The sequence below is a fragment of the Mesorhizobium sp. M0317 genome (assembly GCF_040321555.1).
In the GTDB taxonomy this organism is placed as follows: Bacteria; Pseudomonadota; Alphaproteobacteria; order Rhizobiales; family Rhizobiaceae; genus Mesorhizobium.
This window is the reverse complement of the sequence record NZ_JAMYRV010000021.1, coordinates 78,319-98,864: the sequence shown is the minus strand read 5'-3', so window position 1 is coordinate 98,864 and position 20,546 is coordinate 78,319. Positions and strand designations below refer to the sequence as shown.

The 20,546-nt window shown below is 63.6% G+C and carries 17 protein-coding genes and 1 pseudogene; 11 read left to right on the top strand and 7 right to left on the bottom strand.

The annotated features are described in order from the left end of the window. From NKI88_RS16595 to NKI88_RS16580, 4 genes and pseudogenes are all read left to right on the top strand, one after another. Positions 1 to 212, top strand: a pseudogene (locus tag NKI88_RS16595) (gfo/Idh/MocA family oxidoreductase); the annotation flags it as partial. 55 nt (positions 213 to 267) lie between these two features. Next, complete coding sequence (locus NKI88_RS16590) at positions 268 to 1,182, top strand: sugar phosphate isomerase/epimerase family protein (RefSeq protein ID WP_352656196.1); 915 nt, start codon at positions 268 to 270, stop codon at positions 1,180 to 1,182. Between the two features lie 16 nt (positions 1,183 to 1,198). Next, positions 1,199 to 2,293: a fatty acid desaturase family protein gene (locus tag NKI88_RS16585; RefSeq protein ID WP_352656194.1), complete on the top strand. Its 1,095-nt coding sequence runs from the start codon at positions 1,199 to 1,201 to the stop codon at positions 2,291 to 2,293. Positions 2,294 to 2,371: 78 nt separating this feature from the next. Continuing rightward, entirely contained in the window at positions 2,372 to 3,175 is an 804-nt protein-coding gene (locus tag NKI88_RS16580; protein ID WP_023725437.1) for a 3-methyl-2-oxobutanoate hydroxymethyltransferase, read from the top strand. Here the strand turns inward: NKI88_RS16580 and NKI88_RS16575 are convergent, their stop codons facing one another. Together NKI88_RS16575 and NKI88_RS16570 are read right to left on the bottom strand one after the other, a co-directional pair. Next, complete coding sequence (locus tag NKI88_RS16575; RefSeq protein WP_352656191.1) at positions 3,176 to 4,684, bottom strand: HAL/PAL/TAL family ammonia-lyase; 1,509 nt, start codon at positions 4,682 to 4,684, stop codon at positions 3,176 to 3,178. It abuts the gene before it with no gap. Next, positions 4,681 to 5,682: an ornithine cyclodeaminase family protein gene (locus tag NKI88_RS16570; RefSeq protein ID WP_352656189.1), complete on the bottom strand. Its 1,002-nt coding sequence runs from the start codon at positions 5,680 to 5,682 to the stop codon at positions 4,681 to 4,683. Before NKI88_RS16570 ends, NKI88_RS16575 begins: the two co-directional genes overlap by 4 nt. A 109-nt stretch (positions 5,683 to 5,791) precedes the next feature. Between NKI88_RS16570 and NKI88_RS16565 the strand changes: the two genes are divergently transcribed. The 7 genes from NKI88_RS16565 (at position 5,792) to NKI88_RS16535 (ending at position 14,970) form a co-directional block, all read left to right on the top strand. Beyond that, complete coding sequence (locus NKI88_RS16565; RefSeq protein ID WP_352656187.1) at positions 5,792 to 7,225, top strand: DHA2 family efflux MFS transporter permease subunit; 1,434 nt, start codon at positions 5,792 to 5,794, stop codon at positions 7,223 to 7,225. A gap of 272 nt (positions 7,226 to 7,497) precedes the next feature. Beyond that, the gene (locus NKI88_RS16560) at positions 7,498 to 8,484 is read left to right on the top strand and encodes an ABC transporter permease (RefSeq protein WP_352656185.1); all 987 of its coding nucleotides are present in this window, start codon (positions 7,498 to 7,500) and stop codon (positions 8,482 to 8,484) included. A 60-nt stretch (positions 8,485 to 8,544) separates the two neighbouring features. Continuing rightward, the gene (locus NKI88_RS16555; protein ID WP_023668177.1) at positions 8,545 to 9,570 is read left to right on the top strand and encodes a sugar ABC transporter substrate-binding protein; all 1,026 of its coding nucleotides are present in this window, start codon (positions 8,545 to 8,547) and stop codon (positions 9,568 to 9,570) included. Between the two features lie 78 nt (positions 9,571 to 9,648). Continuing rightward, positions 9,649 to 11,772 carry an ABC transporter permease gene (locus NKI88_RS16550; RefSeq protein ID WP_023699679.1) on the top strand — a complete coding sequence of 708 codons (2,124 nt, stop codon included), beginning with the start codon at positions 9,649 to 9,651 and terminating at the stop codon, positions 11,770 to 11,772. Continuing rightward, the gene (locus tag NKI88_RS16545; RefSeq protein WP_352656183.1) at positions 11,769 to 12,818 is read left to right on the top strand and encodes an SMP-30/gluconolactonase/LRE family protein; all 1,050 of its coding nucleotides are present in this window, start codon (positions 11,769 to 11,771) and stop codon (positions 12,816 to 12,818) included. Before NKI88_RS16550 ends, NKI88_RS16545 begins: the two co-directional genes overlap by 4 nt. After that, complete coding sequence (locus NKI88_RS16540) at positions 12,818 to 14,314, top strand: sugar ABC transporter ATP-binding protein (RefSeq protein WP_352656181.1); 1,497 nt, start codon at positions 12,818 to 12,820, stop codon at positions 14,312 to 14,314. Before NKI88_RS16545 ends, NKI88_RS16540 begins: the two co-directional genes overlap by 1 nt. A gap of 248 nt (positions 14,315 to 14,562) precedes the next feature. After that, complete coding sequence (locus tag NKI88_RS16535) at positions 14,563 to 14,970, top strand: carboxymuconolactone decarboxylase family protein (RefSeq protein WP_023699677.1); 408 nt, start codon at positions 14,563 to 14,565, stop codon at positions 14,968 to 14,970. Positions 14,971 to 15,015: 45 nt separating this feature from the next. On the opposite strand, the gene NKI88_RS16530 is transcribed toward NKI88_RS16535, so the two are convergent. From NKI88_RS16530 to NKI88_RS16510, 5 genes are all read right to left on the bottom strand, one after another. Next, complete coding sequence (locus NKI88_RS16530) at positions 15,016 to 15,903, bottom strand: amidohydrolase family protein (protein WP_352656199.1); 888 nt, start codon at positions 15,901 to 15,903, stop codon at positions 15,016 to 15,018. Further along, entirely contained in the window at positions 15,903 to 17,039 is a 1,137-nt protein-coding gene (locus NKI88_RS16525; RefSeq protein ID WP_352656179.1) for a vWA domain-containing protein, read from the bottom strand. The genes NKI88_RS16530 and NKI88_RS16525 overlap by 1 nt, the downstream gene beginning before the upstream one ends. A 235-nt stretch (positions 17,040 to 17,274) precedes the next feature. After that, a complete protein-coding gene (locus NKI88_RS16520) occupies positions 17,275 to 18,156 on the bottom strand; it encodes an AAA family ATPase (RefSeq protein ID WP_352656177.1) in 882 nt (293 codons plus the stop codon). A 7-nt stretch (positions 18,157 to 18,163) separates the two neighbouring features. Further along, the gene (locus NKI88_RS16515) at positions 18,164 to 19,168 is read right to left on the bottom strand and encodes a xanthine dehydrogenase family protein molybdopterin-binding subunit (RefSeq protein WP_023699673.1); all 1,005 of its coding nucleotides are present in this window, start codon (positions 19,166 to 19,168) and stop codon (positions 18,164 to 18,166) included. Position 19,169: 1 nt separating this feature from the next. Beyond that, positions 19,170 to 20,537, bottom strand: coding sequence for a xanthine dehydrogenase family protein molybdopterin-binding subunit (locus NKI88_RS16510; protein WP_352656175.1), 1,368 nt, complete (start codon positions 20,535 to 20,537; stop codon positions 19,170 to 19,172). Between the last annotated feature and the right edge of the window lie 9 nt (positions 20,538 to 20,546).

The window sequence follows — 20,546 nt, the reverse complement described above, 5'->3', positions numbered from 1 at the left end:
GCGGCGAATGGGTCAGCCCGAGCTGGGACACGATGTGGTTCCCGCATGCCTTCATCGGCGTGATGGAGCAATTGCAGCATGCGGTAAAGACAGGCGCGCCGCCGGCATTATCGGTGGCCGACAACGTCAAGACGATGGCGCTGGTCGAGGCCGGCTATCGCTCGATGGCGCAAGGCCGCACCGTCAAACTGTCCGAGATATCGATCGACTGAACATGCCCGCCGAATAGTGTGGCGGCTGAATCGCTTACCGGGAGGAGTTCACATCATGATGCAGGCAGGTATATTCACCGGCTATTTCCCCTACGAACTCGCGGAGGCCGCCCGCCGCATCCGTGCACTCGGCTTCAACACGGTGCAGCTCGACATGCATTTCAGGGATGTCGATCTCACGGCGGGGCAGATCACCGGGGACAAGGCGAGGACAGTGCGCGACACGTTTCGCGACCACAATCTGCCGGTCTGCTGCATCTCCGGCTACACCAACATCATCCACCCCGATAAAGTCGAGCGCGAGAAGCGCGTCGGTTATCTCAAGGAGATCATCCGCAATGCGCGCGACTTCGGCTCGCCCTACGTGATCTCCGAGACCGGCACCTACAACACCGAATCCGACTGGGTGCATCATCCCAAAAACAAGACCGAGGAAGGGTTCGAGGAATGCCGCAAGGTGATCTCGGACCTTGCCCAGACAGCCTATGACCATGGGGCGGTGTTCCTGCTCGAAACCTATGTCAACAATGTCGTCGGCTCGGTCGAGGAGACGGTCAAGATGTTCGCGCAGGTCGACCATCCAGGCCTCGGCCTGCTGATGGATCCGACCAACTATTTCGAGGCGCACAATATCGACCGCATGGACCAGGTGCTGAACCAGGTGTTCGACACGCTGGCCGACAAGATCAGGATCGCGCATGCCAAGGATGTGAAACGCTCCGGCAGCGACAAGACGGAAAAGCATGCCGATATCGGCGATGCGGATGCGCATGAGGGGCTGACCTTCCGCGGCGTCGGCGAGATCGAGCTGCCGGCGCCCGGGCTGGGATCGCTGAATTACGATCTCTATCTGCAGCGGCTCAGTGAGAAGCACCCGAACATCCCCGTCATCATCGAGCATCTGACCGAGGACGACGTGCCGCGGGCGAAAACATTTCTCGACGGGAAGTTCCGCGCAAACGGGCTTTGAGGTAGGCGAGACGGTGATGGCGACGGCGGCCAAGACAAAGCGCGATTACGGCCTGGTCGGCGAAAGCACCCGCCGGGCGATCGAGACCGGGCTGGCCTCGGCCGAGTGGTATCACACCGACGTGCCGCGCAAGGCAATGAAGGAAATGATGCAGCGCTCCGACGGGCCGGCGATCCGCGATACAGTGATCTGGATCGCAGCCATCCTGGGCTCGGCCGCCGGCATCGTGTGGTTCTGGGGCACGTGGTGGGTGGTGCCGTTCCTGCTCGTCTATGGCGTGCTCTATGGATCGTCGAGCGACTCGCGCTGGCACGAATGCGGCCATGGCACCGCCTTCCGCACACGCTGGATGAACGATGTGATCTACGAAATCGCCAGCTTCATGGTGGTGCGCAATCCGGTGCAATGGCGCTGGAGTCATGCGCGGCATCACACCGACACGATCATCGTCGGCCGTGACGCCGAGATCGCGGTAATGCGGCCGCCAAATCTGGTCAAGGCGGCGCTTGCCTTCACCGGCATTCTCGATTTCCGTTATTCGCTGCCGATCCTGGCGCGCCAGGCGTTGGGCAAGCTGTCGGACGACGAAAAGAGCTACATTCCTGAGACAGAGCAGGCGAAGACGATCACTGCCGCGCGCTGGCATATCGCCGTGTACGTTGCGACGACCGCTCTCGCGATCGCGCTGGGGTCATGGCTGCCGCTGGTGCTGATCGGCCTGCCGCGTCTCTATGGCAGCTGGCACATGGTGCTGACAGGGTTGCTGCAGCATATCGGCCTGGCCGACAATGTCGTCGACCACCGGCTGAACACGCGCACCGTCTACATGAACCCGGTCAGCCGCTTCATGGAACATGAATTACCACGTCGAGCATCACATGTTCCGATGGTGCCCTACCATGCGCTGCCGAGGCTGCACGAGCTGATCAAGCACGACCTGCCGGCGGCGAACCCGTCCATGTGGCATGCCTATCGCGAGGTCTGGCCGGTGCTGCTGAAGCAGCTGCGGTACGAGGATTATTCCTCAAGCGCGAATTGCCGCCGACGGCGCGGCCCTATCGCGGTGAATTTCACGAGCTCGATATGTCGGCGGCGGCCGAGTAGCGAATAAACCACCCGCCTTCTATCCGGCCTGTTACGGGGCCGGTAAGGTGACCGGGAAAAGCAACCAGCAAACAGGGACATCCCGATGAGCCGAAAGAGACCGACCGTCGCCGATCTGCGCGCCATGAAGGGCAAGCGCCAGCTGACCATGCTGCGCGTCCTGACCATGGACGAGGCCGAGGCCGCCGAGCGGGCAGGGGTCGACATCGTCTCGGTGCCGCCGGAACTGGTGCTCAACCCTGAGTATCGCGATGCGGCGCCTAGCCTGTTCACCATGCCGGGCGAGAACTTCTATGAAATAGGCACGGCGGACGATTTCCTGCGCTGGGCGTTCCGGCTCTACAAGGCCGGAGCCGACGCCGTTTATTGCAGCGCCGGTTTCGCCACCGTGAAGCGGCTCGCCGACGACGCGATCCCCGTGATCGGCCATGTCGGCCTCATTCCGTCCCGCGCCACCTGGACCGGCGGCTTCAAGGCCGTCGGCAAGACCGCCGACACCGCCATGCAGATTTTTGAGGCGGTCAAGCAGTATGAGGCCGTTGGAGCGCTTGGCGCCGAGATCGAAGTGGTACCGGTCGAGGTGGCGAAGGCGATCTCAGAACGGACCTCGCTGATCATGCTGTCGATGGGTGCCGGCACCGGCTGCGACGCGCAGTATCTGTTCGCCGACGATATTCTTGGCCAGAACCGGGGCCACATGCCGCGCCATTCCAAGGTCTACCGCAACTTCGCCGCCGAGTACGATCGTCTGCAGGCGGAACGCGTCGCGGCGTTTTCCGAATATGTCGCCGACGTCGATAGCGGCGCCTATCCGGAAGACAGGCATGTCGTGCGCATGGATCCGGCCGAGCTCAGCCTGTTCATGAAACGGGTGGACGCAAAGGGCTGACTACTCGGCCTCTTTGCCGATCATCGCTGCACCTTGCCATGTTCCGTCGGCGAGCATGGCATGGAGTACCTCGGCGTCTGTTCCCAGCGGCCGGTCTTCCCTCAGCATCGCTACATGCGCGCGCACCGCAGCATGGATCGCTGCGGTGCCGGGCGCCAGCTTGAGGCTATCGCGCAGATCGACGGCCTGTGCGGCGGCCATCAGTTCGAAGGCGATCAGCCGGCGCCATAGCGCGATCATTTCGGCGCATTTCGACACCGCCAGAGGGGTCTGCGTCGCATGGTCCTCGACGCCTTCGGACACGGGAAGGAAATCCAGCATCACCGGATTGGCCTTGTGGCGGATGCCGGCCAGGATTGCCGTTGCGGTCTTTTGCAGCGGCACGAAACCGGCCGAGGCGCCGCCGACCGGCGACAAATATTTCGGCAGGCCGTTGCAGCCGGAGCCGGTCAGCTGGATCAAGCGGGCAACGCTTGCCGCGGCACATTGCGCGATCGCCAGGCCGAGCGTCTCGAAGGCCAGCGCCAGCGATGCGGTGTGGAAATTGCCGGTCGACAGCACCAGCCCGTCCTCACCCAGCACCAGCGGATTGTCGGCGGCGGCGTTGAGCTCGATCTCCAGCGCCAGCCGCGCCTGGTCGATCGCCTGGATCAGCGCGCCATGGATCGACGGCATGCAGCGGATCGACAACGGGTCCTGCAAGGTGGTCGGCGTCGGCTCCTCGTCACGGGCAAGCAGGTCGCGCAGGCCCTTGGCCGCGAGTTGCTGGCAGGCTGCCGGCCGCGCCAGATGCAGGCGCCGATCGAGGATGGTGCGGTTGGCGCCAAACCCTTCCATGGTCAGCGCTCCCGCCTGCTGCTGTTGCACAAAGGCAGCCAGCGCGTCGGCCAGCGCCAGCGCACCGCTGCCGGTTGAAACCGCCGAGGCGTTGATCAGCGACAGGCCGTCTTTCGGCGCCAGGCTGATCGGAGCCAACCGCGCCATCATCAACGCCTTGGCCGCCGGCATGCGCCGACCCTGATAGTCGGCTTCGCCGTCGCCGGTCAGCAGACGGGCGAGCGCCGTCATCAGCACGAGATCGCCGGCGCCGATCGAGCCCAGCTGCGGCATTACCGGATGCACGCCGGCATTGAGCGCATCGACAAGGGCGGTGAAAGCCGCCGGCGAAATGCCGGAACCGCCAACAGAGAACATCGCCGCACGGGCAAACATGGTCGCCCGCACCGCTTGTTGCGGCAGCGGCTCGCCGACGGCGCCGCTTCGCCCTTCCAGCAACTGGCGCTGGAAGGCGCGGGCATCGCCCTCGACCGACGTGCCGAGATTGGCGCCGAGCCCGGTGTTGAGGCCGTAAATCTGCTGGCCGGACGCGGCGACCTGGTCGAGCACTTTTCGCGCTTTGTCGAGCCTCTCGATGACTGTCGGTTCAACCTCGACCTTGCGGCCGCCGCGGGCGACCTGCGCAACGTCCTCGACGCTGACGCCGGCGCCGGTGAGGACGAGCGCGCTCATGCGAAGCGCAGCCTCTGGCCGATGCCTCTATCTCCTGCCTTGGCCAGCATCGCCTGGCCGAGCGCAATGTCGGACAGCGACAGGCCTCGATGCCAGAACAGGATCGTCTCGTCGTCGCTTTGCCGGCCCGGCTTGAGGCCGGCGGCGATCTGGCCAAGCTCGGCGTGCAGCGTGGTTTCGCTCAGCCTTCCGGTTTCGACATGGGCGCGCAGCGAGCCGAACTTGCCGCCCTTGCACTGGCCCCAATTGTCGACGACCATTTTCTGCATGATGTCGGTCAGCGACAGCTCCACCGCGCTCATCGTGCCGTAGGGCACGACCAGTGCACCAGGCTTGATCCATTCGGTCTTGAGCAGCGGCTGCGGCTCCGGCAGCCGTGAGGCTTCGACGACGATGTCGGCGCCCTTGATGCAGCTTTCCCAGTCGGCAACCGCGGTAACTTTCTTGCCGAGATCGGCCGAGAGTTTGGCAGCGAAGCCGTCGCGGCTTTCCGGGCGGCGCGAATGGACGCGGATCTCGTCGAAGTCGAAGAGATGGTCGAGCAGGCGCACATTCCAGTAGGCGGTGCCGCGCGCGCCGATATGGGCCAGCACCTTGGAGTTCTTGCGCGCCAGATGTTTGGCGCCGATAGCGGTGACGGCGCCGGTGCGCATATCGGTGATGACGGTGGCGTCGAGAATGGCGCGCGGCGTGCCGGTGCGCGGATCGAACAGGTTTAGAATGCCAAATTCTGAAGGGAGCCCGTGCAGATAATTGTCGACATAGTCGCCGACGATTTTCACGCCCGCCGTATCGAGCGGCGCAACGTAGCCGCGCAGAACGTTGAAATGGCCATGGAAGGAAGGGTCGGGTTCAAGATGGACGCGCGGCTCGATCACCGTCTGGCCATTGCCTTGCGCGATAAGCCCGGCTTCGACAGCGGCAATGATTTCGCCGTCGGTCATCTCCAGGGCTTCGATATCGAGGCCATTGAGGTAGTCGATATAGATAGGCTTCATGCAATGTCCTTGGCCGCCCGCCCATCCATAACAGGCTGCGAGCCGACACGGAAGTTTGTTGGATAAGCTCTGGACGGGGCCAGCCATATGCTGTTCAACGCGGTTCGCCATGACTGCCGTTCCCGACACCGAGGCCTCCGCCGCAACCGCCAGCAATGCGCGGCGCGTGGCGTTGATCGTTGCCATCGCCTTTTTCATGCAGCTGCTGGATTCGACGATCATCTCGACCTCGCTGCCGCAGATGGGACAATCCTTCGGCGTGACGGCGGTGGCGATGAGCATCGGCATCACCGCCTACATGCTGACCATGGCGGTGTTCGTGCCGCTGTCGGGCTGGCTTGCCGACCGCTTCGGCGCGCGCAACATCTTCCTGCTGGCGATTGTGCTGTTCACGCTGGCCTCGCTCGCTTGCGGCTTCTCGCAAAATCTGACCCAGTTTGTCGCCGCCCGTGTCGTGCAAGGCCTTGGCAGCGCGCTGATGACGCCGGTCGGGCGAATTCTGGTGCTGCGCAATGCGTCGAAATCGGAGCTGCTCAACGCCACGGCGCTGATCACCTGGCCGGCGTTGTTTGCGCCCGTGGTCGGGCCGGTGCTTGGCGGCTTCATCACAACCTATCTCTCCTGGCACTGGAATTTCTTCATCAACATCCCGCTTGGGCTCGTCGGGCTGGCGCTGGTCGCGCGCTTCATTCCGGGCGACCGCGCGGCCGATTCCAAGCCGCTGGATTGGCCGGGGTTTTTCCTCACGTCGCTGGGGCTCGCGCTGCTGCTCTACGGCCTTGAGCGCATCGCACATCCGGAAGACGGCGCCTTGCCCGCCGTGCTGCTGGTTGCCGCCGGCATCGTCATCGGCTGGCTGGCGGTGCGGCATCTCCGGCGCGCGCCGCATCCGCTGCTCGATCTCAGCGCGTTCAGGGTGCAGACCTTCGCCATCTCGACGCTTGCCGCCGGCACCATTTTTCGCGTGGCGATCAACGCCACGCCGTTCCTTTTGCCGCTGCTGTTTCAGGTCGGCTTTGGCCTTTCGCCGGTCGATGCCGGCTTGATGATCCTGGCCTACTTCCTCGGCAATCTCGGCATGAAGACGGTGACGACGCCGACGCTGCGACGCTTTGGTTTTCGCACGGTCATGGTCGTCAACGGCCTGATCGCCTCGGCCTCGATCATGGCCTGCGCGGCGATCTCGCCCGAAACGCCGCAGGCGCTGGTAGTGATGCTGATGCTGATCGCCGGCTTGACGCGCTCGATGCAGTTCACGGCGCTGAATACTCTGGCCTTCGCCGACATCGATGCCGCGCAGCGCAGCTCGGCGGCGACTTTGTCGTCCATGCTGCAGCAGATATCGATGCTGTTCGGCGTGGCGGTGGCGGCTGCCATTCTCAACCTGTCGCAGATCGTCAGGGACCGGCCGGCGCTCGACCTCGTCGATTTTCGCATCGCCTTCCTGATCATCGGCGCCATCGGGCTGGTGGCGGCGTTGCGGTTCCTCGTGCTGCCGCCCGGTGCAGGCGCCGAAGTTTCAGGCCACACGTCCAGGACCTGAATTCGCAATTTTCGCCGCTCAGGCGGCAATTAATTCCGCCTTGTGCTTTCGCCTCAGAACGGCACCTTCGCGCATACGCGCAATGGCGCAACCAAATGCCAAAAGCACAGCCTTTTCCTAGGATTGCGCCAGTTCTAGCAATCGGTGCGTCCACTGGAAGATTATCACTGCCAACGGGCGTTCTGAGCGCGGATTCATTTGACGAAGCGGCGCCGAGCCGATTAGCTTTCTTCGGAAGGGGTGGCAGAGCTGCCATCGGGGCGAATGCAGACATGAACACGATTGGCTGGCCAAATGTCAGGAGCCTGAATCAGGAAGGCATTGTCTTTGCCATCGCCGTGGTGCTGTTCGTCGCCGCTGCCATTGGGCTGCCTGGTTTCATCGCTCCCAACAATCTCGTTGCCATCGTCCGCTCGGTGTCGGTGCTGGGCATTTTGGCGCTCGGCATGGCGGTCGTCATAATCGGCAGGGGCATCGACCTGTCGGCGGTGGCGATCATGGCGATGTCGGTCGCCTGGTATCTGCAACTGCTCAACGCCGGAACGCCTGATGGGCTCGCCTTCGCCTACGTGCTGGCAGGCGTGCTCGCCATCGGCCTGCTCAATGGTTTTCTCGTCGCTTATGCCGACGTGCCGGCGATCTTCGTGACGCTGGCGACCGGCTCCTTCGTCTTCGGCTATGTCCGCTCGCAACTGATCACGCAGGATGCGGTGCCGGTGCCTCAGGGCCATTGGGTGGAGCTGCTCGGCGGCCTGCGTTTCCTCGACATTCCGATCGAAGTGTTCGTCTTCGCCGGGCTCGCCTTCCTGTTCTTCCTGTTCCTGCGCTACACCAAATGGGGCCGCTACATCTATTTCGCCGGCGACAATCCGGTCGCCGCGCGCAACATCGGCATTCCGGTGCGGCCAATGCTGGTGCTGCGTTATGTGGTTTCGGCCTTTGTCGCGCTGATCGCCGGCCTGCTCACGGCGGCAAGCCTGCATTCGATCAACACCCGCGTCGTCAACTCGACGCTGCTCTATGACATCGTGCTGGTGGCGGTGATCGGCGGCATCGGCCTTTCCGGCGGGCGGGGCGGGGTGCGCAATGTGCTGGTGGGCGCTGCACTGATCGGCATCCTGTCGAACGCGATGACCATCATCGACATTCCGCTGCTCTATCAAAACCTGATCAAGGCGGCGATCCTGCTCGGAGCCATCATCGTCGACGGCATCATCAATCCGCGCGACGAACAGACTGCGCAGCAGGGCGACATCTAAGGGGTACCCGACCGGGTCATGCCGACCGGCCGGCAATAAGTGAAAAACAGAGGATGTGACATGAAACTGATCAGAACACTGATGGCCGCCGCCACGGCGCTGGCCGCTACCGCCTTCGTCGCGCCGACCTTCGCCGCCGACGATCCGGGCCCGGCCGCATACGCGCAGGCGCTCAAGGGCAAGCGCGTCATGCTGGTGCCGCTGGCGATGGGCTTCGACCTTGCGCAAGGCTGGTCGCACTATCTGAAGACGGAAGTCGAGGCCTGGGGCGGCACCTTCGAAACACGCGATCCGAACTGGGTCGTCGATGCCGGCGCACAGGCGATCACCGACGCGATCTCGTCCGACACAAGGCCGGACGTGCTGATCATCCATGCGCCGGATCTCAACTCCTATTCCAAGCTGATGAAGAAGGCGCAGGCTGCCGGAACCTACGTCATACTGGTCGACAATCCCGCCAACTTCCCGGCCGACGCCTTTGTCGGCAGTGACTGGGACCGGCTCGGCCAACTCGAGGCCGAAGCGGCGATCAAGGGCTGCGGCGAGAATTCGTCGAAGAAGATCGGCCTTGTGCAGGGTGATCAGGCCAACTCGTCCAGTCTCTACCAGTATGCCGGCATCATGAAGGTGCTGGAGAAGCACCCCGACTTCAAAGTCGTGGCCAAGCCCGACTCCAACTGGGATCCGACGACGTCGCGCAACGTGACGACGACAATGCTGCAGCAGAACCCCGACATCTGCTCGATCATCGACTTCTGGGATGGTGACGCTACCGGCGCATCCGCCGCCATCCGCGACGCCAAGCTCGACGGCAAGGTCTTTTTGGTCACCACCGGCGGCGGCGAGAAGGCGGCCGATTGCGACAAATTGCAGGACGGAACTTACGGCGCCGTGGTGATGACCGATCTGGCTCGCCAGTCCGGCGACATGAACGCTATCATCAAGTTCCTGCTGCAGAGCGGCCAGCCGGCCGGCACGTCGCACACCTACATCTACACACTGGAGAAGGCTACGACCAAAGCCGACCTCAAGCCCGACAGCTGCTGGGACCTGAAGGCGCTGCAGGCCGAAGCGGCGGCGAAGTAAGCCGCGCTTTTCGACTGAAATAAACGAGGTGACTGGACAATCCGGTCACCTCGTTCCCTCATGGAATAGCAGCCGCCGATGTCCTTTCGCGAACGCCTCCAGTCCTGGCGCTACAATCTCGTGCCCGACCATCTGGTCGGCGAGATCCTGACAAAACGCTGGACCGACAACGCCATTCCGTTCCTGGCGCTGGTGGCGACGCTCAGCGTGTTCGGCTCGATCATTCCCGGCTTCTTCAAGCTGACCTCGCTGCAGGAATCGACCCGCCAACTCGGCGAGTTCTCGATGGTGGTCACCGGCATGACGGTGGTGATGCTGGGCGGCGGCATCGACCTGTCCGTCGGGTCGATCTTCGCGCTGTCCTGTTTCTCCGCCGTCTATGTCTTCTTCATTCTCGAACAGTCTATCTGGCTGGCGCTGGCGGCATCGCTCGCCACCGGCCTGATCTTCGGCGCCGTCAACGGCTACCTCGTCGGCTACCTAAGGCTGCGCGCTTTCCTCACCACCCTGGTGACGTTCATCTTCGGCCGGGCGTTGTTCGATATTCTCGTCACCACCTATGCCGCAGACGTGCAGCTTTCCCAGGCGACATCGGATGTGCTCGACTTCATCGGCGACAGCACCTTCTGGGGGCTTTCGGTCTCGGTGTGGCTGGCGATCATTCTTGCCATCGTCACCCATATCGCGCTGACGCGCTCACGGCCGGGCTGGCATGTGCTGGCGGTCGGCGGCTCCAGGCGCTCGGCGCACAATGCCGGCATTCGCGTGCGCCGCACCGTGTTCATGACCTATGTCTTTTCCGGCTTCTGCGCCTCGATCGGCGGCTTCCTGATCGCTTGCCGCCTGAGTGGGGCAGGGCCGGGCACCGGCCTCAACCTCGAGATCATGGCGCTGACGGCGGCGGTGGTCGGCGGCGTCAGCCTGGGTGGTGGCCGCGGCTCGGTCATCAAGGGGCTGATGGGCGCCATCATCGTGCTGACCATGACCAACGGGCTGATCCGGCTGGGCTATGGCACCGGCACCAACCAGATGGTGCTGGGCATCATGCTGGCGGTGGCGGTGACGATCGACATCCGCTGGCTGAAGAACCGCCATAAGGTGCTCAACGAAGTCTATGTCGCGCCGGTCTATCTCAAGATGGGCGAGACACAGTCTGCGGTGCCGGGCTCAGGCACGCCCTACGCGCTCGACAACCGGCTGTCGGCGGCCGACCATATCGGGCTCGGCGAGTTGGAAGGGCCGGAAGACGTCATCCTCGACCGCGACGATCATCTCTATTGCGGCACGCGCCATGGCGAGATCGTCCGCTTCTTCGCGCCGGACTATGTGAAATCGGAGGTGTTTGCCCACATCGGCGGCTTTCCGCTGGGCCTGGCCTTCGACAAATCGGGCAATCTGATCAGCTGCGTCGGCGCCATGGGGCTCTATTCCGTCTCGCCGGATCGGGAAGTGAAGCGCCTGTCGGCCGAGACGTCGCGCTCCTGGACCTCGATCGTCGACGATGCGCGGCTGCGCGACCCCAATGATTGCGACATCGCGCCGGACGGGCGCATCTATTTCACTGACTCCACCAAGCGCTATGACGCGCACGATTGGGCGCTGGACTCGATCGAGAACCGCGCCACCGGCCGGCTGCTGGTCTATGACCCGAAGGACGGTTCGACGAAGACACTGCTCGACGGCTACCGCTACACCAATGGCGTGTGCATGGCGCATGACGGTAAGTCGCTGTTCTTCGCTGAGAGCTGGGCCTGCCGCGTCCACCGCTACTGGCTGGAAGGGCCAAAGGCGGGCGCCGCCGAATGCGTCATCCGCGACATGCCGGGCTATCCCGACAACATCAACCGCGCCTCCGACGGCAATTACTGGATGGCGTGGCTCGGCATGCGCACGCCGAGCTTCGACCTGTCGCTGCGCCATCCCGATATGCGCAAGCGCATGACGCGCCGGCTGCCGCAGGACGAGTGGCTGTTCCCCAACATCAACACCGGCGGCGTGGTGAAATTCAACGACAAGGGCGGCATTGTCGAGGCGATGGGCGACCTCACCGGCGGCGCGCATCCGATGGTCACCTCGATGCGCGAGCACAAGGGTTTCCTGTTCGTCGGCGGCATCCTCAACAACCGCATCGGCCGCTACAAGATTGCGGGCGCGGACCCGACCTGGACCAGCTCCGCTTCTTATTGGGGAACGCAGCCATGATCCTGGATCCCATCTTGGACATGTTTCGCGGCAAGGCCGTCACCATCCCGCCGCTCGACGGCGCCTTCCGGCCCAACACGCGGCTGGACGAGGCGCCAGTGTTCGCCGATTTGACGGAGCCCGACAATCTTCTGGTTGCCGATGGCCGGCTGCTCGTTTCCAGCGGCAATGCGGTATATTCGCTTGCCGCAGGAGTGGAGCCGAAGGTTGTCGAGACCTTTCCTTCCCCCATCACTGCGCTGGCTCTATCGCTGTCGGGAGAACTGACGGTCGGACTTGAGAGCGGCAAGCTGCTGGTCGCCGGCAAGGAGGTTTCGCTGCCGTCTGGCGTCAGCTGCATCACCGCGCTTGCCTATGCCGAGGACGACACGTTGTGGCTGGCCAATGGCTCGGCTGAGCATGCGCCGTCGCTATGGGCCGCCGACCTGATGAAGAAGGGCGCGTCCGGATCGCTTTGGAGGCGGGACGCAGCCGGCGGCGGGTTCCGCAAAGTGGCCGGCGAGATCGCCTTTCCCTATGGGCTCTATCCCACGGGGCGGGATGTGCTGGTCAGCGAAAGCTGGCGTCACCAGCTCGTTCGCTTCGATGGTGCAACCGGTAGCCGCTCGACGGTGCTGACGCATCTGCCCGGCTATCCCGCGCGCCTTGCGCCGGCCGGCGATGGCGGCGCGTGGCTGGCTCTGTTCGCGCCACGCAACCGGCTGATCGAATTCGTTCTCCAGGAAACCCACTATCGGCGCGACATGCTAGACCAGGTGGCGCCGGCCTACTGGATCGCGCCGGCTTTGGCCTCCAATCGCAGCTTCCTCGAACCGCTGCAATGTGGCGGCATCCGCACCATGGGCATCCACAAGCCCTGGTCGCCGAGCCGCTCCTACGGGCTGGTGGTGAAGCTCGACCGGACCATGCAGCCGCAATTCAGCCTGCACAGCCGCGCCAACGGCACGCGCCACGGCATCTGCAGCGTGGCGGAAACGGACGGCCGCCTGTTCATCGCCTCCAGGGGCGGCGATTGCGTGCTGGCCATCGACGCAGGAGGTCTCTGATGGAACCGATCGTGCGCCTGGAAAACGTCACCAAAAACTATCGCGGCGTGCCCGCGGTCAGACAAGTCAGCTTCGAACTGCGCAAGGGCGAAATCCACGCGCTGCTCGGCGAGAATGGCGCCGGAAAATCGACGCTGACCAAGATCATTGCCGGCGTCGTCGACGCCACTTCCGGCAAGATGTTCCACAAAGGCCGCGAGATCGCCTACGCCTCGCCGCATGCGGCGCTCGAGGCCGGCATCGCCATGGTGTTCCAGGAGACCAGCCTGGTGCCGTCGATGACAGTGGCGCAAAACCTCTATCTCGGCACCGAAAAATTCCTCAACCGGCTGCGCGGCACCTACATTTCGGCGCAGCAGTTTTTGCAATCGCTGAACTTTCCGGTCGACCCGAACGCCGTGGTGGCGACGCTGGGCGCGGCCAAGCGTCAGATGGTCGAAATCGCGCGCGCCGTTCACCACAATGCCGAGATCATCATCTTCGACGAGCCGACGGCGACGCTGACGCCGGAGGAGAAGCGGCACTTTTTCGCGCTGATCCGGCGGCTGAAGGCGAACGGCGTCTCGATCATCTTCATCAGCCATGCATTGGAAGAGGCGCTGATGATCGCCGACCGCATCACAATCCTGCGCGATGGCGAACTGGTGATCACCGACGACAATTCGGCCTTCGACCGCGACAAGATCGTCGCCGCCATGGTCGGGCGCACTTTGTCGGGACAGATCTACCGCCAGCGCGACGAGGCCAGGCTGCGCAAGGCCGGCAAGAAGGTGCTGTCGGTGCAGGACATTTCGATGAGCAATGTCGTGCGCAACACCTCCTTCTCGATCTTCGAGGGACAGATCACCGGCGTGTTCGGGCTGATCGGCTCCGGCCGCACCGAGACCTTCAAGATCGTCTCCGGCATCTACAAGCGCGATTTTTTGCGCGGTGGCGCCATCGAACTGGACGACCGGCCGGTGCGCTATATCGTGCCGAGCGAAGCGGTCGCCGACGGCATCGTCTATGTTACCGAGGACCGCAAGAGCGAGGGCATTTTCGAGACGATGGGCGTTGCCGAGAACCTGTTCGGCGGGCTGCTGGCGGCGGGCCGCGAACAGGCCTGGGTGATCAACCAGCAGGAGATGCGCACGCTTTCCGCTGAATGGACGAAGACGCTGAACATCAAGGCGATCAACGACAATGCCCGCGTGGTCGAGCTTTCCGGCGGCAACCAGCAGAAGGTGGTGATCGGCAAAGGGCTGGTGCAGCAGCCGCGCATCGTCATCTTCGACGAGCCGACGCGCGGCGTCGATGTCGGCGCCATCGCCGAGATCCACCAGATCATCAACCGGCTGGCCGATGAGGGGCTGGCGGTGGTGGTGATCTCGTCCTACCTGCCGGAAATCATGAACCTGTCGGATCGGATTCTGGTGTGCCGACAGGGGCGCATCGTGGAGGAGTTCTCGCCGGCGGAGGCGACGGAGGAGAAGATCATGTATGCGGCAGTGCACTAGGTTGCCGGTCGGTGTTTGACGGTGCGCATACGTCACCAATTGGCGAAGGCCTCAGCGCCTTCGTCATCCTCGGGTCTCCGCGACGGCGCTTCGCGCCTGCTTCGCCCGTGAATGACGAAGCTGAGATGCTTCGGCCAATCGCCATGGTTCTGTCAGCATCAAAAACTGAATCGGAATAGCCGGTTAGCCGCCCTTGCTCGAAACCTGATTCAACCACCTGATCCATCGATTCAACGAAAGGAAACGCCATGGCCGCCACAAAACTCCTCAGCGATGCCGAGGTCGAAAAAATCCCGGTTGCGAAGGCTGTGTTCGACGACATCCGCGCGACGCGCAAATCGGATTTCGTCAACAATTTCTGGCGTGGGCTCGCCAACGATCCGGCCTTGCTGAAACGGACATGGGAACAGGTGAAGGTGGTGATGGCCACGGAGAGCGCCATCGACCCGCTGACCAAGGAAATGATCTATATCGCGGTGTCAACCGCCAATGGCTGCTCCTATTGCGTCCATTCGCATACGGCAGCCGCCCGCGCCAAAGGCTTGACCGATGCGCAGCATGGCGAACTGGTGTCGATCATCGGACTGGCCGGGCAGACCAACCATCTGGTGACTGCGATGCAGATTCCGGTCGATCCTGAGTTTGAAGTGAAGTGAGGGGCGGCTTTCGCTTCTCCCCTGTGGGAGAAGGGAAAGCGTGCGCTATGCCGGTCTGTAAACCTTCTCTGCTGTATTCCAAAAGATATCCGCTTCCGCCACCGGACCGTGCTTCGCCACGGCTGCACGGTGCGCCTTGATCAGTTCGGCGTGGCTGGTCCAGAGCTTCTCTATCGGGAAGTTGGAGCCGAACATCAGGTGGTCAGCGCCCAGAATGTCAATGGCATTGTCGACGATGTAGGCAATCAACGCCGGATCGTTGCGGTGGGCGAAGGTGCCGAGGCCCGACAGCTTGGCGTAGAAGTTCGGCGCTGTTGATAGCGTACTCAGGCCGGCTTTCCAGGCCTCGGTGGTTTCCGGCTCCATGCCGGTCAGCATGCCGGCATGGGTGAGGATGAAGTTGATCTGCGGGTTCTCGCCGACCAGCGTCAGCCCGTCCTTCATCTGGGCAGGGAAAAGCTGCAGGTCGAAGGACAGGCCATAGTCGTTAAGCCGCGCGACATTGGCCCGCACCTTGGGGTCGATGACCTGATCGGCCGAGGCAGCGAAGCGGAAGGCCGGCGTCTCGTGCCAATGCAACTGCATGCGCACGCCGCGCAGCAGCGGGTACTTTTTCAATCGATCGATCTGGGGCCGGACATCGTCGACAGTCATATCGGTATAGCCGACGATAGCGTGCGGCCAGCCGGTCTCGTCGGCAGTCTTCTGCAGGAAGGCGACTTCTTTTTCGAAATCCTCCTTGGCCCAGTTGGTCTGGACATAGACGGCCTTCTCGACACCTGCGCCTTGCTGATCGGCGAGAAATTCCTCGATCGGATAGTCGCGGCGGATCGGTTCGTAGGGGCCGAAAATGCGCGGCACCATCGGCCCGACCAGCCATGGCTGGTCCTGCTGGCGCCAGATGTGGAAATGCGCGTCGACGGCTTTCTGCATCACGATACCCTTTTCCAGATTGCCGACGCCGCCGGGGCGGGGCGGGCGAGCGACAGGATGAAATCGGTGAGACTCCCGAGCGACGAGCCGTCGATGAGATCGTCGAGATCGGGCAAGATGGCGCGCAACGCCGCCGTTGCCGGCTGGAAGCGCGGATCGCCGGCCAAAGGTGTGGCCAGCGACAGGCGAAAGGCGCGGGCGCTCAGGCGGCGTATCGCGGTCTCGAGATCGGCATGGTCGCCGCGCTCCAGCGCGTCCGACAGGATGATCACAGCGGCACCGCGCGCGAAGGCCGAGAACCGCGGCACCGAGAGGAAGGCGAGCAGGGTCGGTCCCATGCGCGTGCCGCCGTCCCAGTCGTCTACGAGTGCCGCCGCTCGGGGGAGAGCCTGGTCGCGATCGCGGATACGCAGTGCGGACGTGATTCGGGTGAGCTGCGTGCCGAAGGTGAAGATTTCGGCACGGTCAGCACCTTGTACGGCGGCGTGCGCCAATTTGAGATAATCCGATGTGTGCAGCTTCATCGAGCCGGAGACGTCGATGAGGATCAGCAGTTTGCGCGGCACCGTCTGGCGGCGGCGGAGCTGCGGCGAGGGGATATCGCCATCGGCGCTGACGATTTCCCTGAGCGAGCGGCGCAGGTCGAGCTTGCCGCGCGAATGGGTGCGCACGGTGCGGAAGGAGCGGCGGGCGGGCAGGGCAGCCGACAGCTTGCGGCGAAAGGCGGTCAGCCTGTCATCGTCGCGCTGAAAATCGCGCGTGCTCAGTTGCTCCAGGCCCGACGACAGCTCGCCGCCTTTCTCCTGGCGCGTCGTCTGTTTCTCCTCCTGGCGCGTGCCGTGATCGTCTTTGATGCGGGTTTCCTCGTCTTCCTCGCCTTCGATCGAGGGTTGGCCATCGCCATGGAAGTGATTGCGAAAATGCGCCTCGAATTCGCCGCGGCGATCGGGCGGGGGGGCAAGCGTTGCGAGCGCCGCCTCGCGGATGTCGGCCATGGAGCGCGGGCCGAGCAGGGTTATGGCCTGCATGAAGCTGCAGACCTGCTCGGGGGCGACGGCAAAGGCGTGGCGGCGCAGCAGCCGGGCGAAGTCGAGGAAGGGCGCGGAGGCGAGAGGAAGGGTTCCCTGACGCATCATTCCTTCGCGCCCCCCTCTGTCCTGCCGGATATCTCCCCCACAAGGGGGGAGATCAGCAGCTTTGGCGCTTCGGTTCTTTCTGCGCCGCTGGAGATTGGCGAAAGCCAGGATGACGGCTGATCTCCCCCCTTGTGGGGGAGATGTCCGGCAGGACAGAGGGGGGCGCTGTCCCGCCAGCGTTGCAGAGTGCCCAGGTGAGGCCACCTCGCTATGAACGAGCTGTTGACCTCACACGTCACCCCAGCGCCTCCTCGACAATCTGCCCAAGCTCCGGCGCGATCGCGGACAAATCCTCCTCGTCCTTGATAAGCACACCGATGGCGCGGCGGAAGGCTTGCGGCCATGGGCTGCCGCCTTTCTCCAGTATGGTGGCGGCGTTGGCCCATTCTACGGCCTCGGAGATGCCGGGCGGCTTGGCCAGCGGGCGGACGCGGATCTCCTGCACAGCGGCCGCCACGGCGCGGGCGGTGGTCTCGGCGACATCGCCGGCGCGCAGCATGATGATGGCGGCTTCGCGCTCGGCGTCGGGATAGCCGATCCAGTGATAGACGCAACGCCGACGCAGCGCCTCCGCCAGTTCGCGGGTTCGGTTCGAGGTCAGGATGACGATCGGCTGCGCCTCGGCGCGGATCGTGCCGCGCTCAGGGATGCTGATTTGAAAATCGGAAAGGAATTCGAGAAGCAGCGCTTCGAATTCGTGGTCGGAGCGGTCGATCTCGTCGACCAGCAGCACGCGCTGCTCCGGCGCCCGCAACACCTGCAGCAATGGCCGCGCGATCAGAAAGCGGTCGTCATAGATGTCGATCTCATGCTCGCCGGCATGGCGGATGGCGAGCAGCTGGCGCTGGTAGTTCCATTCGTAGAGCGCGTGTGCTGCGTCGATGCCTTCATAGCATTGCAGCCGCACCAGATCGCGGCCGAGAAGTTGCGCGGTCGCCTTGGCCGCTTCGGTCTTGCCGACGCCGGGCGCGCCTTCGAGCAGCAACGGCTTGCCCAGCCGTATCGCCAGGAAGATCGCGGTTGCGAGGCTGTCGTCGGCGAGATAACGCGACGCAGCGAGATGCTGTGCCACCGCCTCCGGCGAGGTCGCGACAGTCTCGGCATTCGGCTCCTGCATGTCGTCCTCAGTTCGCCGCTTGCGCCTTCAGCGCGCGCAATATGCGCTCCGGTGTGATCGGCAGCGTGTCGATGCGCACGCCGACGGCGTCGAAGACGGCATTGGCAACCGCGGGGATCTGCGGGTTCGCGCACATTTCGCCTGGCCCTTTGGCACCGTAAGGACCATCCGCCGACGGCCGCTCCAGCACGATGATCTCGGTTTGGGCGAGATCGCCCGGTCCCGGCATCAGATACTGGTTGAAGTCGGTGCCGCCATGGTCGCGGTTGGGATAATAGGGCTCGGTCGTTTCGTAGAGCGCGTGGCTGATGCCCATCCAGGAACCGCCGACCAGTTGCTGCTCGACCATTTTCGGGTTCAGCGCGCGGCCGATCTCAAAGACGTTCTTCACGGTCAGCACCGTAACCTCGCCCGTCTCGTCATCGACCTCGACTTCGGCCACCGTGCAGGCATGGGCGTAGCAGGTCGACGGCTTCATCGCGCCGGTCTCTTTCTCCGGATAGGAGCGCGGGATCAGGAACATGCCGCGCCCGGATATCGAGCGCCCGCGCTTGAAATGCGCCGACAAGGCGACATCGAAGATCGAGATCGACTTTTGCGGCGCGCCCTTGACCAGAATATTGCCCTGGCCGTCAGTCTCAAGGTCGGAAGCGTTGACCTCCAGCTCTTCCGCCGCCACTTCCAACATCACCTGGCGCGCTTCCTTGGCCGCCTGGATGACGGCATTGCCGGCGCGGTGGGTGCCGCGCGAGGCGAAGGTACCCATGCAGTGCGGGCCGGTGTCGGTGTCGGCGGTGTCGATGGTGACCCGGTCGGTCGGCACGCCGATGGTCTCGGCGCAGATCTGCGCCATGATCTGCTTCAGGCCCTGGCCGAGATCGACCGACGAAAGTGTGACCATAAAATTGCCGGTCGGCGTCGAATGCACCAGCGCCTGCGTCGGGTCGCCGCCAAGGTTCATGCCCGTCGGGTAGTTGATCGCGGCGACGCCGCGTCCGCGCCTTATCGCCATCTCAAGCTCCCTTCGTGTAGGAGGACATCGCCATATACTTCTCCGCCACAGGCCAGTTGGCGGCGCGCGACGCCTCCTGCATGCACTCGATCAGCGCCGCACCTTCGGTCGGCTGGCGGTGCGCCTTCATGTCGCCGTCGCGATAGGCGTTGATGAAGCGGAATTCGAGCGGGTCCATGCCGATCAGCCGCGCCAGCTTGTCCATCTGCACCTCAAGCGCGAAGTCGCCGATGGTGACGCCGAAGCCGCGCATGGCGGAGGAGGGCGTGCGGTTGGTGTAGACGCAGTAGGTGTCGATCCAGACATTGGGAATGGTGTAGGGGCCGGGATAGTGCGCCGCACCCTTCTGCGCCCCGTAAGGCGAGTGGCGCGAATAGGCGCCGGCATCGGTATAGCCGGCCACCTTGCGCGCAACGATGCGGCCATCGTTCATCACGCCGTCCTTGATGATTATCTTTTCGGCGGCGCGGGGTGAGGAGATCTGCATCTCCTCTTCGCGGCTGTAGATGAAGGAGACGGGACGTCCTGTCAGCTTGGCGCCAAGAATGGCGATCGGCTCGACGATGACGTCGACCTTGCCGCCAAAGCCGCCGCCGACAGTGCCGCCGACGAAATGCAGTTTGGAGCCGGGCATCTGCAGGATGATCGACGCGTTGTCGAGGGTGAAGAACATCGCCTGGGTGTTGGTGTAGCAGGTGAAGCGGTCATTGCCTTCGGGCACCACGACGCAGCCCGTGGTCTCGGTCGGCGCATGCTCGATCGGCGAGGACTGGTAGCTCTGTTCCAGGATGTGGTCGGCGCCAGCGAAGCCCGCCTCGACATCGCCGAAGCGCACCTTGCGGCATTCGCCGCTGTCATAGAGGTAATAATTCTGGCCGTGATATTCGTTGACCAAAGGCGCGCCGGGCTTCAGCGCTTCTTCCATGTCGAAGACGGCCGGCAGCACCTCATAATCGACCTTGACCTTGGCTGCCGCTTCCTGAGCCGCGCGCTCGGTCTCGGCCAGCACCGCCACCACGGCCTCGCCCTTCCAGCGCACCTTGCCGTCGGCCAGCACCGTTTCGTCTTCCGGTCCGACCTGGATCAGGATCAGGATGGTGTAGACATTGTGCGGCACATCCTTGGCGGTGAGGATTTTCACCACGCCGGGATGCTTCTCCGCTTCGGAAGTGTCGATCGAACGGATGCGGGCATGGTGGTGCGGACTGCGCACCATTTTCAGGTGAAGCATATTCGGGAAGTTGCGGTCGGCGAAATAGGCGGTCTTGCCCGTCACATGTCCCGGCGAATCCAGCCGCGGCCGCCCATGGCCGATCTCGTGCAGGCCGTCCTTGCGCTGATCGGCGAAATAGTTTTTGCGCAGTTCCATTCTTTTGGT

Excerpts from the sequence above, each read along its gene's own strand:
- NKI88_RS16590 (WP_352656196.1), top strand. The coding sequence starts at position 268 with ATGATGCAGGCAGGTATATTCACCGGCTATTTCCCCTACGAACTCGCG.
- NKI88_RS16585 (WP_352656194.1), top strand. The coding sequence starts at position 1,199 with ATGGCGACGGCGGCCAAGACAAAGCGCGATTACGGCCTGGTCGGCGAA.
- NKI88_RS16580 (WP_023725437.1), top strand. The coding sequence starts at position 2,372 with ATGAGCCGAAAGAGACCGACCGTCGCCGATCTGCGCGCCATGAAGGGC.
- NKI88_RS16575 (WP_352656191.1), bottom strand. The coding sequence starts at position 4,684 with ATGAGCGCGCTCGTCCTCACCGGCGCCGGCGTCAGCGTCGAGGACGTT.
- NKI88_RS16570 (WP_352656189.1), bottom strand. The coding sequence starts at position 5,682 with ATGAAGCCTATCTATATCGACTACCTCAATGGCCTCGATATCGAAGCC.
- NKI88_RS16565 (WP_352656187.1), top strand. The coding sequence starts at position 5,792 with ATGACTGCCGTTCCCGACACCGAGGCCTCCGCCGCAACCGCCAGCAAT.
- NKI88_RS16560 (WP_352656185.1), top strand. The coding sequence starts at position 7,498 with ATGAACACGATTGGCTGGCCAAATGTCAGGAGCCTGAATCAGGAAGGC.
- NKI88_RS16555 (WP_023668177.1), top strand. The coding sequence starts at position 8,545 with ATGAAACTGATCAGAACACTGATGGCCGCCGCCACGGCGCTGGCCGCT.
- NKI88_RS16550 (WP_023699679.1), top strand. The coding sequence starts at position 9,649 with ATGTCCTTTCGCGAACGCCTCCAGTCCTGGCGCTACAATCTCGTGCCC.
- NKI88_RS16545 (WP_352656183.1), top strand. The coding sequence starts at position 11,769 with ATGATCCTGGATCCCATCTTGGACATGTTTCGCGGCAAGGCCGTCACC.
- NKI88_RS16540 (WP_352656181.1), top strand. The coding sequence starts at position 12,818 with ATGGAACCGATCGTGCGCCTGGAAAACGTCACCAAAAACTATCGCGGC.
- NKI88_RS16535 (WP_023699677.1), top strand. The coding sequence starts at position 14,563 with ATGGCCGCCACAAAACTCCTCAGCGATGCCGAGGTCGAAAAAATCCCG.
- NKI88_RS16530 (WP_352656199.1), bottom strand. The coding sequence starts at position 15,903 with ATGCAGAAAGCCGTCGACGCGCATTTCCACATCTGGCGCCAGCAGGAC.
- NKI88_RS16525 (WP_352656179.1), bottom strand. The coding sequence starts at position 17,039 with ATGATGCGTCAGGGAACCCTTCCTCTCGCCTCCGCGCCCTTCCTCGAC.
- NKI88_RS16520 (WP_352656177.1), bottom strand. The coding sequence starts at position 18,156 with ATGCAGGAGCCGAATGCCGAGACTGTCGCGACCTCGCCGGAGGCGGTG.
- NKI88_RS16515 (WP_023699673.1), bottom strand. The coding sequence starts at position 19,168 with ATGGCGATAAGGCGCGGACGCGGCGTCGCCGCGATCAACTACCCGACG.
- NKI88_RS16510 (WP_352656175.1), bottom strand. The coding sequence starts at position 20,537 with ATGGAACTGCGCAAAAACTATTTCGCCGATCAGCGCAAGGACGGCCTG.